Source organism: Streptomyces sp. NPDC002623 (assembly GCF_053592635.1).
Map to the genome: position 1 here is coordinate 579413 of NZ_JBSFWB010000002.1, position 13221 is coordinate 592633.

The 13221-nt window shown below is 71.7% G+C and carries 11 protein-coding genes and 1 riboswitch; of the genes, 5 read left to right on the forward strand and 6 right to left on the reverse strand.

Features of this window, described 5'->3' with window-relative positions:
- The first annotated feature begins 37 nt into the window (after window positions 1-37).
- Window positions 38-790 carry a decaprenylphospho-beta-D-erythro-pentofuranosid-2-ulose 2-reductase gene (locus tag ACWD4O_RS05340; protein ID WP_451277584.1) on the forward strand — a complete coding sequence of 251 codons (753 nt, stop codon included), beginning with the start codon at window positions 38-40 and terminating at the stop codon, window positions 788-790.
- Window positions 791-885: 95 nt separating this feature from the next.
- On the opposite strand, the gene ACWD4O_RS05345 is transcribed toward ACWD4O_RS05340, so the two are convergent.
- The 5 genes from ACWD4O_RS05345 to ACWD4O_RS05365 all read right to left on the reverse strand — a co-directional run bounded on the left by ACWD4O_RS05345 (window position 886) and on the right by ACWD4O_RS05365 (window position 6208).
- Entirely contained in the window at window positions 886-1464 is a 579-nt protein-coding gene (locus ACWD4O_RS05345; protein ID WP_451277586.1) for a 2'-5' RNA ligase family protein, read from the reverse strand.
- A 250-nt stretch (window positions 1465-1714) separates the two neighbouring features.
- Window positions 1715-2728 carry a tryptophan--tRNA ligase gene (trpS, locus tag ACWD4O_RS05350; RefSeq protein ID WP_451277588.1) on the reverse strand — a complete coding sequence of 338 codons (1014 nt, stop codon included), beginning with the start codon at window positions 2726-2728 and terminating at the stop codon, window positions 1715-1717.
- Window positions 2729-2887: 159 nt separating this feature from the next.
- Window positions 2888-4339, reverse strand: a complete 1452-nt coding sequence (locus tag ACWD4O_RS05355) for a glycine hydroxymethyltransferase (protein ID WP_451277590.1) — start codon at window positions 4337-4339, stop codon at window positions 2888-2890.
- A 48-nt stretch (window positions 4340-4387) separates the two neighbouring features.
- Window positions 4388-4477, reverse strand: a riboswitch (ZMP/ZTP riboswitch).
- Window positions 4478-4546: 69 nt separating this feature from the next.
- Window positions 4547-5734: a glutathionylspermidine synthase family protein gene (locus ACWD4O_RS05360; RefSeq protein WP_451277592.1), complete on the reverse strand. Its 1188-nt coding sequence runs from the start codon at window positions 5732-5734 to the stop codon at window positions 4547-4549.
- A gap of 51 nt (window positions 5735-5785) precedes the next feature.
- Window positions 5786-6208, reverse strand: coding sequence for a hypothetical protein (locus ACWD4O_RS05365; RefSeq protein ID WP_451277594.1), 423 nt, complete (start codon window positions 6206-6208; stop codon window positions 5786-5788).
- A gap of 150 nt (window positions 6209-6358) precedes the next feature.
- Here ACWD4O_RS05365 and ACWD4O_RS05370 point away from each other — a divergent pair, with 150 nt between their 5' ends.
- Window positions 6359-7219 carry a hypothetical protein gene (locus ACWD4O_RS05370; protein WP_451277764.1) on the forward strand — a complete coding sequence of 287 codons (861 nt, stop codon included), beginning with the start codon at window positions 6359-6361 and terminating at the stop codon, window positions 7217-7219.
- 487 nt (window positions 7220-7706) lie between these two features.
- On the opposite strand, the gene ACWD4O_RS05375 is transcribed toward ACWD4O_RS05370, so the two are convergent.
- Entirely contained in the window at window positions 7707-8486 is a 780-nt protein-coding gene (locus ACWD4O_RS05375; RefSeq protein WP_451277596.1) for a DUF3050 domain-containing protein, read from the reverse strand.
- 228 nt (window positions 8487-8714) lie between these two features.
- Between ACWD4O_RS05375 and ACWD4O_RS05380 the strand changes: the two genes are divergently transcribed.
- The 3 genes from ACWD4O_RS05380 to ACWD4O_RS05390 are packed head-to-tail and all read left to right on the forward strand — an operon-like array spanning window position 8715 to window position 13201.
- On the forward strand, window positions 8715-9293 hold the full coding sequence (locus ACWD4O_RS05380; RefSeq protein WP_450946237.1) for an antibiotic biosynthesis monooxygenase: 579 nt from the start codon (window positions 8715-8717) through the stop codon (window positions 9291-9293).
- Window positions 9294-9323: 30 nt separating this feature from the next.
- The gene (gene pabB, locus ACWD4O_RS05385) at window positions 9324-11642 is read left to right on the forward strand and encodes an aminodeoxychorismate synthase component I (RefSeq protein WP_451277598.1); all 2319 of its coding nucleotides are present in this window, start codon (window positions 9324-9326) and stop codon (window positions 11640-11642) included.
- A complete protein-coding gene (locus tag ACWD4O_RS05390; protein ID WP_451277600.1) occupies window positions 11639-13201 on the forward strand; it encodes an AMP-binding protein in 1563 nt (520 codons plus the stop codon). Before pabB ends, ACWD4O_RS05390 begins: the two co-directional genes overlap by 4 nt.
- The last annotated feature ends 20 nt before the right edge of the window (window positions 13202-13221 follow it).

Consider the following 13221-nt stretch of genomic DNA (forward strand, 5'->3'; position numbering starts at 1 on the left):
AACCGATAGCCCGCATATGGGCGATACGTTCGGTTCCATGTCTGACGCCTTCGGCCTCCCCCAGTCCCTGCTCGTCCTCGGCGGCACGTCAGAGATCGCGCTGGCCACCGTGCGCCGGCTGATCGCCCGCCGCGCCCGCACGGTGTGGCTGGCGGGGCGCCCGTCGGCCGCCCTGGAGACGGCGGCCGCGGAGCTGCGCGTGCTGGGGGCGGACGTGCACACCGTGCCCTTCGACGCGCTGGACACCGCGTCCCACGAGGCGGTCCTGGGCAAGGTCTTCGCCGAGGGCGACGTCGATGCTGTGCTGCTCGCCTTCGGCGTCCTCGGCGACCAGGCGAACGACGAGCGCGATCCGGCGGCCGCGGTGCGCGTCGCGCAGACCAACTACACGGGCGCGGTGTCGGCGGGGCTGATCTGCGGGCGGGCCCTGCAGACCCAGGGTCGCGGCTCGCTGGTCGTCCTGTCCTCCGTCGCCGGCGAGCGGGCCCGCCGCTCGGACTTCATCTACGGCTCCAGCAAGGCCGGCCTCGACGCCTTCGCCCAGGGCCTGGGCGACGCGCTGCACGGCACGGGCGTCCATGTCATGGTCGTACGCCCCGGGTTCGTCCGGACGACGACCGCCGGGCGGGCCGAGGAGCCGCTGAGCACGACCCCCGCGGCGGTCGCCACGGCCGTCGAACTGGGGCTGCGGCGACGCTCGGAGACGGTGTGGGTGCCGGGGATCCTGCGCGTGGCGATGACGGTGCTACGGCACACACCACGAGCGCTGTTCCGACGCCTGCCGATCTAGGGCAGCGCCCAGCAGCGCCCTGAAGGGGCGCGGGGAACTGCGCGACCAGCCACGACGGCGCCGCAGCAGAACGACGGCACACCCAGCGGAGCGTTTCAGCGGGTGGGGAGGGAACCGCGGTCGGCGTGGGCCGGCTGCGGGGGTACGACCGCGCTGCCGAAGGCGTACTCGCGGAGTTTGCGCCAGACGCCGTCGGAGCCCTGCTCGGCGAGGGCGAAGCCCGTGCAGGACCATTCGGCCTCGTAGTGGGCGAGCTCCTCGAAGGCGCGGTCCATCGCCGCCTCGTCGATGCCGTGCGCGACGGTGACGTGCGGGTGGTAGGGGAACTGGAGCTCGCGGGTGAGCGGCCCGGACGCGTCCCGCACCAGCTGCTGGAGCCAGGCGCAGGATTCGGCGCCCTCGACGACCTTCAGATAGACCACCGGCGACAGGGGCCGGAAGGTGCCCGTGCCGGACAGCCGCATCGGGAAGGGCCGCCCGGCCGCGGCGACCTCGCTCAAGTGCGCCTCGACGGCCGTGAGCCCGCCCGCCTCGACCTCGGTCGGCGGCAGCAGCGTGACGTGGGTGGGGATGCCGTGAGCCGCGGCGTCGCCGAAGCCCGCGCGCCGCTCCTGGAGCAGGCTGCCGTGAGGCTCCGGGACCGCGATCGACACGCCGATCGTTACGGTCCCCACGTCTTCTCCTGTCGTCATGTCGTCATGGCGGGGTGTGGCGCCAGGCTGTCGTGCCGGGTTCGTACTCAGTCGTACGGCTATCGACTGTACGGCCACGGCTGTGCTCTGGGCAGGCGCAGGGGAAGTGATGTGCAGCGCTCTGCCCAGAGGAACGTGTGTGCGGTGCGCCCCGGGTGCTTCCGAGCGCCGCTCAGTGCTTCGCGGGTCGGTGCTCGGTGGGCCGGTGCTCGGCAGGTCGGTGCTCGGCTGGTCAGTGCTTCGCGGGCAGGAAGCCCACCCGCTGGTACGCCTGGGACAGCGTCTCGGCGGCGACCGCACGGGCCTTCTCCGCGCCCTTGGCGAGGATCGAGTCGAGCGTCTCCGGGTCGTCCAGGTACTGCTGGGTGCGGTCCCGGAACGGCGTCACGAAGTCGGCGACGACCTCGGCGAGGTCCGTCTTGAGCGCGCCGTAGAGCTTGCCCTCGTACTCCTGCTCCAGCTCCGGGATGCTCTTGCCGGTCAGCGTGGAGTAGATCGTGAGCAGGTTGCTCACGCCGGGCTTGTTCTCGGCGTCGAAGCGGACGACCGTGTCGGTGTCCGTGACCGCGCTCTTGACCTTCTTCGCGGTGACCCTCGGCTCGTCGAGCAGGTTGACGAGGCCCTTCGGCGTGGACGCCGACTTGCTCATCTTGATCGACGGGTCCTGAAGGTCGTAGATCTTCGCCGTCTCCTTGAGGATGTACGGCTTCGGGATCGTGAACGTCTCGCCGAAGCGGCCGTTGAAGCGCTCCGCGAGGTCGCGGGTCAGCTCGATGTGCTGGCGCTGGTCCTCGCCGACCGGGACCTCGTGGGCCTGGTAGAGCAGGATGTCCGCGACCTGGAGGATCGGGTACGTGAACAGGCCGACGCTCGCGCTCTCGGCGCCCTGCCTGGCGGACTTGTCCTTGAACTGGGTCATCCGGCTCGCCTCGCCGAAGCCGGTGAGGCAGTTCATGACCCATGCGAGCTGCGCGTGCTCGGGGACATGGCTCTGGACGAACAGCGTGCAGCGCTCGGGGTCGAGACCGGCGGCGAGGAGCTGGGCGGCGGCCATGCGGGTGTTGGCCGTGAGCTCCTTCGGGTCCTGCGGCATCGTGATCGCGTGCAGGTCGACGACCATGTAGAACGCGTCGTGGGTCTCCTGCAGGGCTACCCACTGGCGGACGGCGCCGAGGTAGTTGCCGAGGTGGAACGAGCCAGCCGTCGGCTGGATTCCGGAGAGCACGCGGGGTCGGTCAGAGGCCATGTTTTTCATTGTCTCAGAGGTGTGGGGTGGTTTCGGTACGCGGGAAGCTGCGGGCCGGTGGGGGCTTGTCGCTCCCCCACTCTCGGCTGCGCTCGAGCGGGGGGACCCCCATCGCGGCGGAGCCGCAAATAGATGCGGCCCCGCGCCCCTGAGAACATCTCAGCCGAGGTCGATCTCCGGGTACAGGGGGAAGCCCGCCACCAGGTCCGTCGCCCTCCGGGAGATCTCGTCGGCGATCTTCTCGTCCAGGACGTGGGAGGCCTTCGACGCGGCGCCCGACTTCGTCGTGCCCGGCTCGGCGGCCGTGAGGACGCGGTCGATCAGGGCCGCCACCTCGTCCATCTCCGCCGTGCCCAGGCCCCGCGTGGTGAGCGCCGGGGTGCCGATGCGGATGCCGGAGGTGTACCAGGCGCCGTTCGGGTCGGCGGGGATGGCGTTGCGGTTGGTGACGATGCCCGAGTCGAGCAGCGCGGTCTCGGCCTGGCGGCCGGTGAGGCCGTAGGAGGAGGCCACGTCGATCAGGTTGAGGTGGTTGTCGGTGCCGCCGGTGACGAGGGTGGCGCCCCGGCTCATCAGGCCCTCGGCGAGCGCGCGGGAGTTGTCGACGATGCGCTGGGCGTAGTCCTGGAAGGAGGGCTGCCGGGCCTCGGCGAGGGCGACGGCCTTGGCGGCCATGACGTGCGGGAGCGGGCCGCCGAGGACCATCGGGCAGCCGCGGTCGACCTGGTCCTTGAGGGAGTCGTCGCACAGGACCATGCCGCCGCGCGGGCCGCGCAGGGACTTGTGGGTGGTGGTCGTCACGATCTGGGCGTGCGGGACCGGGTCGAAGTCGCCGGTCAGGACCTTGCCCGCGACCAGGCCCGCGAAGTGGGCCATGTCGACCATGAGGGTCGCGCCGACCTCGTCGGCGATCTCGCGCATGATCCGGAAGTTCACCAGGCGGGGGTATGCGGAGTAGCCCGCCACGATGATCAGCGGCTTGAACTCGCGCGCCGACGTGCGCAGCGCCTCGTAGTCGATCAGGCCCGTCGCCGAGTCCGTGCCGTACGACCGCTGGTCGAACATCTTTCCGGAGATGTTCGGGCGGAAGCCATGGGTGAGGTGGCCGCCGGCGTCCAGGGACATGCCGAGCATCCGCTGGTTCCCGAAGGCCCGGCGCAGCTCGGCCCAGTCCGCCTCGGAGAGGTCGTTGACCTGGCGGGCGCCGGTCTTCGCCAGGAACGGGACCTCGACCCGGTCCGCGAGGACGGCCCAGAAGGCGACCAGGTTGGCGTCGATGCCGGAGTGCGGCTGGACGTAGGCGTGGCGGGCGCCGAACAGCTCGCGGGCGTGCTCGGCGGCGAGGGACTCGACGGTGTCGACGTTGCGACAGCCTGCGTAGAAGCGGCGGCCGACCGTGCCCTCGGCGTACTTGTCGCTGAACCAGTTGCCCATCGCGAGGAGGGTGGCCGGGGAGGCGTAGTTCTCGGAGGCGATCAGCTTGAGCATCTCGCGCTGGTCGTGGACCTCCTGGCCGATGGCGTCGGCCACGCGCGGCTCGACGGCGCGGATCACGTCGAGGGCGGCGCGGAAGGCGGTGGACTCGGTGGAGAGGGGCTGCTGCTCGGACATTCGTCGGCCTCCGGGTGGCGTGGGTGCTGGACAGCGGTCACGGGTTCACGGCTCGGCCCAGGCGCACGGCACTGTGTCACTCTCAGGCCGCTCCCCGATGGTCCGTCCCATCCCAGCGCGCCAGTCACGGCCCGCTCGCCAGCCTACCGGCCACGCGCGCGTGACACCGGGCGACGTCCACCATGCGAGCGACCTGCGCAGATCCGGCTAGAGGATCACGTGGGGCAGGAAGCGGGCGTACTCGTCCGTGATCAGGCCGGAGGACTCGCGGATGCCGAGGCCCGCCGACTCGTCCCGCACCACCCAGGCGCCGAGGACGACATGGTTGCCGTCGAAGGCGGGCAGCGGCGCCAACTGCTGGTAGCAGCAGGGTTCGTCGGTGCGCAGGGCGGGCTCGGCGCCGGGTTCGTGGATCGTGACGCCGGCGCCCTCGCGGCCGAGCAGGGGTTTGGCGACGTAGCCGGTGGTGGTCGCCAGTTCGCGGGGGCCGTCCAGGTATGCGGGCAGGAGGTTGGGGTGGCCGGGGTACAGCTCCCACAGGACGGCGAGCAGCGCCTTGTTGCTGAGCAGCATCTTCCAGGCCGGCTCTATCCACATGGTCGCGCCGGTGCCGCCGCCGTTGTCGAGGGTGTCCAGGACGTGGCCGGCGAAGCGGTCGGTGGTCAGCCACTCCCAGGGGTAGAGCTTGAAGCAGCTGCGGATGAAGCGGAGTTGCCGGTCGACGAAGCGGCCGGACAGCGGGTCCCAGCCGATCTCCTCCATGGAGATCCAGTCGGTGTCCAGGCCGGCCTGCTCGGCGGTCTCCTTGAGGTAGGCGACCGTCATGAGGTCCTCGCCGAGTTCGTCGGCGGAGGAGTGCGCGAAGTAGAGGGGGTTGCCGGGCGGGAGGAGACCGGCCTGGTCCTTCCAGGCGGCGACCAGGCGTTCGTGGAGGGAGTTCCACTGGTCGGCGCCGGGGAAACGGTCCTCCATCCAGAACCACTGGGGTGAGGCCGCCTCCACGAGGGAGGTGGGGGTGTCGGCGTTGTACTCCAGGAGCTTCGCCGGGCCGCTGCCGTCGTAGTGGAGGTCGAAACGGCCGTAGACGGAGGGGAGTTCGGCGCGTCGGCGCCAGGCCTCGGCGACCGCCGCCGCGACGCGCGGGTCGGTGATGCCGAGGTCGGCGAGGCGGTCGGACTCGACGAGGTGGGCGGCCGCCGTCAGACACATGGCGTGCAGTTCCTCGACGGTCTCCTCCAGCGCCTCGACCTCGTCGAGGGTGAAGACGTAGTAGGCGCTCTCGTCCCAGTAGGGGCGCAGTCCGCCGTCGGGGTGGCGGGTGAGGGGATAGACGAGCCCCTGCTCCTCGACGGTCTGCTGCCAGCCGGGGCGGGGCTCGATGGTGTGGCGTCGCACGGTGCGGTCCTCGTCGGTCCTGGGTCGGTCCTCGATCGGTCCCCGGCCGGCTCAGCCGCCGGAGCTGCCCTTGTGGCTGCCGCTGCCGCTGCCGCTGTCGCTGCCGAGGCCGCCGCGGTCCACGCCGCTGCCGCCGCTGCTGCTGCCCCCGGTGCTGCTGGTCGAACTGCTCGACCCGCTGCCGGACTTGGTGAAGGAGCCGCCGTCGACCCAGGAGCCCTTCTTCTTGCCCCCGTAGTACCAGGCGTTGTCCGTGGTGACCTTCGCCGAGGTCGTCGTCGAGGTCTTGGCGGACTTGCAGTTCTTGTCGGCGACGACCTTGTAGCCCTTGGCCGCGTTGTAGCTGTCGCGGTCGACGCAGCGCTTGTCGGGGTCGGAGGAGCAGGCGGTGAGCGCCGCCGCAAGTATCCCCATGCCGCCGAGTACGACCGTGCCCGAGCGAAGTCGCCTGCGTGGTGCCGTCGTGTCCGCCATGTCCCCGTCTCCCCGTTGCCCCAGCTGTTTGATCGCCGCTACGGCGATTTCCGGCCGTCAGCCTAGACATGGGGAGGAGAAGACGCGTAGGCGGCCCGCCCGTGGTCCGTCCACGAGCCGCTCCCCTACAGTCCTTTCGTGCTCTTTGGAATGATGTGCGCCCTCGGCGCTGCGGTCTGCTTCGGCACGGCGACGGTTCTGCAGGCGATGGCGGCGCGGGCGGTCGCCGTCGACGAGGGCTCGAGCGGCGGGGAGGCGGCGCTGCTGCTGCGGGCGGTACGGCAGTGGCGGTATCTGGCGGGGCTCGGACTGGACGGCCTCGGCTTCCTGTTCCAGATCGCCGCGCTGCGGTCGCTGCCGATCTACGCGGTGGGCGCGGCCCTCGCGTCGAGCCTGGCGGTGACGGCGGTGGTCGCGGCGCGGCTGCTGCGGGTGCGGCTGAGCCGGACCGAGTGGCTGGCGGTGGGGGTGGTGTGCGCGGGGCTGGCGATGCTGGGGCTGGCCTCGGGCACGGAGGGTGAGGAGAGCGGGCCGGAGGCGTTGCCGTGGGTGATGCTCGGCGCGGCGGGCGCGGTGCTGCTGCTGGGCCTGGCCGGTGGGCGGCTCGCCGGGCGGGGGCGGGCGCTGGTGCTGGGGCTGGGCGCCGGGTTCGGGTTCGGGGTGGTGGAGGTCGCGGTGCGATTGATCGACTCCCTCGCTCCCTCGGACCTCCTGACCAACCCGGCGACCTACGCCCTGCTCCTGGGCGGCGGAGCCGCCTTCCTGCTCCTGACCTCGGCTCTGCAACGGGGCTCGGTGACGACGGCCACGGCGGGGATGGTGATCGGCGAGACGATCGGCCCGGCCCTGGTGGGTGTGATCTGGCTGGGCGACCGAACCCGCGAGGGCCTCGCCTGGCTGGCGGTCCTCGGCTTCGCCGTCGCGGTCGCGGGAGCACTGGCACTGGCCCGCTTCGGCGAGGCCCCAGAACCGACGCCTGCACCTTCCCGGGAGACGCCCGTCGGGCCATGACTCCCCGCCGGACCGCGACCACGCGCCGAGCCGTGACCGCCCACCGGACCGCGACCGCCCATCGAACCGCGACCACGCGCCGGACCGCGACCGCCCATCGAACCGCGACCGCCCGCCGGACCGCGACCACGCGCCGGACCGCGACCGCCCATCGAACCGCGACCGCCCGCCGGACCGCGACCGCCCGCCGAGCCATGACCACCCGCCGAGCCATGACCGCCCACCGGACCGTGACCGCCCGCCGGGCCATGACCACGTGCTGGCCCATGGGCCCAAGACAGGCGATCGCCGCCGTGTCGCCGCCCCACCGGCGGAGCACAGGGCTCGATCGGCCGACACCGCCGGGGCGCCGCAACCGTGACAGGGCCGCTGGTGTCGGCCCGCTTCGGCGAGGCATCGGAACCGGTGCCGCCGCCGACGCTGACACCTGCGCCTGCTCCGGCGCCTGCGCCGAACACGCGGGTCGGGAGCGACCCTTCGGTGTGGCTCAGCCCATCGCCTCGGTGATGCCGTCCCACAGGCGCACCCTCGCTTCCAGGGCGAGGTTGGCCGTCTCGACGGCCTCGCGCCAGCGGGTCTCGTCCTCGCCGCAGAGGTCGGCGACCATCTGCATGGCCATGGGGGTGTGCTCCTCGCCGTCGACCTCGATATGGCGGGCGAGGTAGTCGCAGAAGAGCGGGAAGCGGTCGGTGCCCTCCTTCTTGATGACCTGGTCGAACATGTCCGGGATGAGGTCCTCGCGGGAGAAGGCGAAGGCGGCGGCCCGGGCGTGCAGCGGGCGGTCGGCGATGATCGCGAAGGTCGTGCCGACGAACTCGGCTGCGGCGGCGGGCACTTGGGCGACCCGCAGCGCCGAAGGCAGATCGTGGCCCTCGCCGATCAGCGCGAGGAAGGTGTCGATCCGGGTGGTGTCGGCGCCCGCCTCGTCCATGCCGGCGCGGTACAGCTCGAAGTGGCTGGTGAAGCCGCCGCCCAGGGCGTCGCTCTCCTCGACGAGCACGATGTCGTTGATGAGCCGTCGGCTCACGGCCGAGCCGCGCGGCACCCAGGGGACGTCGACGCAGGTGAGGTCCCGCTGCAGCGACTTCAGCAGGGACATGAAGTCCCAGACCGCGAACACGTGGTGCGTCAGGAAGACCGCCATGTCCTCGCGGCTCTCGATGCGCTGATAGATCGGGTGGGCGGTCACTTCTTTCCGCGCGGATTCGATCTCGGAACGGGCCCGGTCGATTCCGTCGTGGGTCATATTCCAGTCGTACCTGGACATGAAAATCTCTCCTTCGTTCTCCCCGTTCCCGTCTTCGGGAGGCCGATCGTGCTCGTTCCTCGACTTCGCTTGCAAGCGCTTCCCCGAATTACTCGAAAGTTGTCATTCGTATCACTCGACAGAAGACGCCAAACCCACCGAAAAAGCATCAAAGAGTCACGTGCTGGACAGTTGTAGAAGTTTGAAGAACCTGTGAACGCGGGCCGCCCGCTTTCCGTACTCGATGGCGTGACCAGTAATCCCGTCACCGTCACCGCTGCTTATCGCGTGATGCCGGGCCGTGAGGCCGACTTTCACTCCTGGGGGTGGGCCATGCTGGGCGCGAGCGCGCAGCAGCCCGGCTTCCTCGGGGGTGGCGTGCTTGCCGATGGAGAGGCGGATTGGCATGTCGTCTATCGCTTCGCCAGCGAAGGAACGGCCCGGGCCTGGGAGGACTCGTCCACCCGGCAGCAGTGGGACGCCCAGACGCAGGGCTTCGCCCAGCAGACGGACCGCAGGAGCGTGCGGGGCTCCAAGACGTGGTTCGACTCACAGACCGCCATGCCGAAGGCACCGGCCCCGCCGTCGAAATGGAAGTTATGGTTCGTGAATATGAGCGCCGTTTTTCCACCGGTGCTCCTGTTCAACATTATCGTGCTTCCATATCTCGGCGGGCTCAATCCGTTCATTCGCACGCTGCTGCTCTGCCTGTGCGTGACGGCACTTGTCACCTGGATTCTCATGCCCCGCCTTCAGCGTTTCTTCAAGAAATGGCTGTATCCACCGCTCCAGGCGCTCCGCGGACGGCATAAACGACGGACCGCGTAGACCAGAGAACGACCCTAGGGAGGTGGGCGGGTGAAGACCCTGCTCATCGACAATTACGACTCGTACACGTACAACCTGTTCCAGCTGATCGCCGAGGTCAACGGCGAGGAACCGGTGGTGATCGTCAATGACGCCCCCGCGGGCGCCGTTCCCGATCTTGCGCGTTTCGACAACGTGGTGGTGTCGCCGGGCCCCGGGCACCCGGCGAAGGCTCGTGATTTCGGCATCAGCGCCAGAGTGCTCGCCGAGTCCCCGATACCGGTGCTCGGCGTCTGCCTCGGTCACCAGGGCATCGCGCACGGGGAAGGCGCCCGCGTGGAGTCCGCCCCGGAGCCCCGGCACGGGCATCTGTCGGCCGTCAGGCACGACGGACGGGACCTGTTCCAGGGGCTGCCGCAGAACTTCACCGCCGTCCGCTACCACTCGCTGGCCGTGCGCGAGCCGCTGCCCGCCTCCCTGGAGGCCACGGCCTGGGCCGAGGACGGCGTCCTGATGGGGCTGCGGCACCGCGAACGGCCGCTGTGGGGCGTGCAGTTCCACCCGGAGTCGGTGCTCACCGAGTACGGCCACCGGATGCTGGTGAACTTCCGGAACCTGACGGCCGAGCGGGCCCACAAGCCGCGGACGAAGAACACTGCGGTCACCCCGGCGGCGGCCGCGATGCCGATCCCCACGGTGACCGTCCCCCGCCCGCGCCGCGCCGACCGTCCCGCGTACCGGCTGCACACCCGTCGCATCGCCGAGGCGATCGACGCGGAGGCCGCCTTCACCCGGCTGTACGCCGGCTCGCCGCGGGCGTTCTGGCTGGACAGCTCGCGGGTCGAGGAGGGGCTGTCCCGGTTCTCGTTCTTCGGTGACGACAGCGGGCCGCTCGCCGAGTTCGTCCGGTACGACGTCGAGGCCGGGCGCTGCGAGATCGAGCGGGCCGGCCGGCCGACGCGCAAGGTCCGGGCGAGCGTCTTCGACTATCTCAAGCGGCAGTTGGCGAACCGTCAGGTCGACGCCGCCGGACTGCCCTTCGACTTCACCGGCGGCTATGTCGGCTACTTCGGCTACGAGACGAAGGCCGACTGCGGCTCGCCGAACCGGCACCGCGCCGCCACCCCGGACGCCGCCTGGCTGTTCGCCGACCGGCTGATCGCGGTGGACCACCAGGAGGGCTTCACCTACGCGGTCTGCCTGGCCGAGGACACCGCGCAGGCCGCCCGGGAGGCCGCCGACTGGCTGGAGAGCACGCTGGCCGGGCTCACCTCGCTGCCCGCGGAGAGCGACCTGGCGCGGCCGCCGCTGCCGGCGCCGGGCGCGGTCGACCTCGGCGCCGTCGAGCCGTGGCTGGTGCGGGACCGGGCCGCCTACCTCGCGGACATCGCGGCCAGTCAGCGGGAGCTGGCGGCGGGCACCAGCTATGAGATCTGTCTGACCAACGCCGCGCGGCTACCCGCTCCGGACGACGCGTACGACTTCTACCGGGTGCTGCGCCGCGTCAACCCGGCCCCGTACTCCGCGTTCCTGAGATTCGGCGACCTGGACGTGGCCGGCTCCTCGCCGGAGCGGTTCCTGCGGATCACCCGGGACGGCGTCGCCGAGGCCAAGCCGATCAAGGGCACCGCGCCGCGCGGCGCGGATCCGCTGGAGGACGACCGGCTGCGGGACTCGCTGGCGGCGGACGCCAAGACGCGCGCCGAGAACCTGATGATCGTCGACCTGCTCCGCAACGACCTGGGCCGGGTCAGCCGCACCGGGACGGTACGCGTCACCCGGCTCATGGCCGCCGAGACATACGCCACCGTCCACCAGCTGGTCTCGACGGTCGAGGGACGGCTGCGCGAGGGCACGGACGCGGTGGACTGTGTGCGGGCCTGCTTCCCCGGCGGGTCGATGACCGGGGCGCCGAAGCTGCGCACGATGGAGATCATCGACGAGCTGGAGACCGAGGCGCGCGGCGTGTACTCGGGGGCCCTCGGCTACCTGGGCTGCAGCGGCGGCGCGGACCTCAACATCGTCATCCGCACGGCCGTCATGGCCGACGGCCTGATGCAGCTGGGCGCCGGCGGCGCGATCGTCCTGGACTCCGACCCGGTCGCCGAGTACGACGAGATGCTGCTGAAGACGGCCGCCCAGATGCGCGCCCTGCGGGAGCACACCGCGGCGCTGCCGCCGGCGCACGAGGAGACGGCCCGGGTGGGCGCCGGCCGGCCGCGCGGCGGCCCGGGCGGCACCGGCGCGGGCGGCGAACTCGCCGACGAGGCACGGTCCGTGGGCCGCGGGGCCCGGCCGGACGCCCCCGAGCCGACGCCGACCGGCCGTCGGACTCCCACCCCGGCCACCCCGAAGAAGGCCCCCCGATGACGACCCCCCAGCCCACGACGACCGCGCCTCGGCCCCGCACCGGCTCCGACACCGACACCCCCGGCAACCTCGCCGCGTATCTCGCCGACCTCGTCGAGCGGCGCGGTTGGACCGGTCGGGCCGCGTTTCATCAGGGGCATCAGTTCTGGACGCACGGTGAGGTGCACGACTTGGGGGCGCGGGCGGCCGGGGTGCTCGCGGGGCACGGGGTGCGGGCCGGGGACCGGGTGCTGCTCGCGCTGCCCGACGGGATGGCGTGGGTCGCGGCCTTCCTCGGCGTCGCCCGGCTCGGGGCGGTGGCGGTACTGGTCAATCCCGAACTGCCCGCGGCCGAGCACGCGTTCATGGCCGAGGACACCGAGGCCGTGCTGTGCGTCACCGGGCCGGGGCTGGAGGACCGTTTCGCCGACCGGGCGCGGCTGGGCGCCGACCAGTTCCTCGCGCTCGCCCCCGCCGCCGAGCCCGCCGCCGCCCATCCGGTCGACGCGCACACGCCCCTGTACGTGCAGTACACCTCCGGAACCACGGGTCGCCCCAAGGGGGTCGTGCACACGCACGGCGACCCGAAGGCGTACCACGACCTGATCGGCCGGCGGCTGCTCGGGATCACCGAGGAGGACGTCACCCTGTCGGTGTCGAAGCTGTACTTCGCCTACGGCTTCGGCAACGCGTTCGTCTTCCCGCTCTTCTCCGGCTCCAGCGCCGTCCTGGTGGACCGGCGTCCGAACCCCGCCGCCGTGGACGAGCTCGTCGCCCGGCACCGGGTGACCCTGCTCTACTCCGTGCCGTCGGCGTACGCGGCGCTGGTCGCCGACCGGGGCAGCGGACACGCGGCCTGTTTCGCCTCGGTGCGCGCCGCGGTGTCGGCCGGCGAGGGCCTGCCGGACGGCCTCGGCGGCCAGGTCAGCGACCTGCTCGGCGCGCCCGTGCTGGAGCAGATCGGCTCCACCGAGGCCGGTCACGCCTTCTGCGCCAACAGCCTGGACCACAACCACGACGGCACCGTCGGACGGCCCGTGCCCGGCTTCGAGGTGGAGCTGCGCGACCGTGCCGGACGGCCCGTGCCCGACGGCGCCGAGGGCGAGCTGTGGGTGCGCGGACCGACGGTGACGCCCGGCTATCTGAACCGGCCCGAGGAGACCGAGCGCACCCTGGTCGGCGGCTGGCTGGCCACCCACGACCGGGCGCGCCGCGAGCCGGACGGCGCCTTCCGGCATCTGGGCCGCACCGACGACATGGAGATGGTCGGCGGGATCACCGTCTCCCCGCTGGAGGTGGAGGCCGTGCTGCGCACCCATCCGGCGGTGCGGGAGGTCGCGGTCGCGGCCGTCACGGACGGACGCGGCTTCAGCCGGCTGCGCGCCTTCGTCGTCCCCGTCGGCCAGGCCGGCCCGGACGGCCGGTTCAGCGCGGACGGCCTCGAAGTGGATCTCGTCGCCCTGGCGCGCGAGCGCCTCGCCGCCTTCAAAGTGCCCAGAAGCGTCAGCTTCGTGACCTCCCTGCCCCGCACCGCCACCGGAAAGCTCCGCCGCCACCTCGTCCGTCAGGGCGCGTGGTGACCGTGTCTGAGAGGAACAGC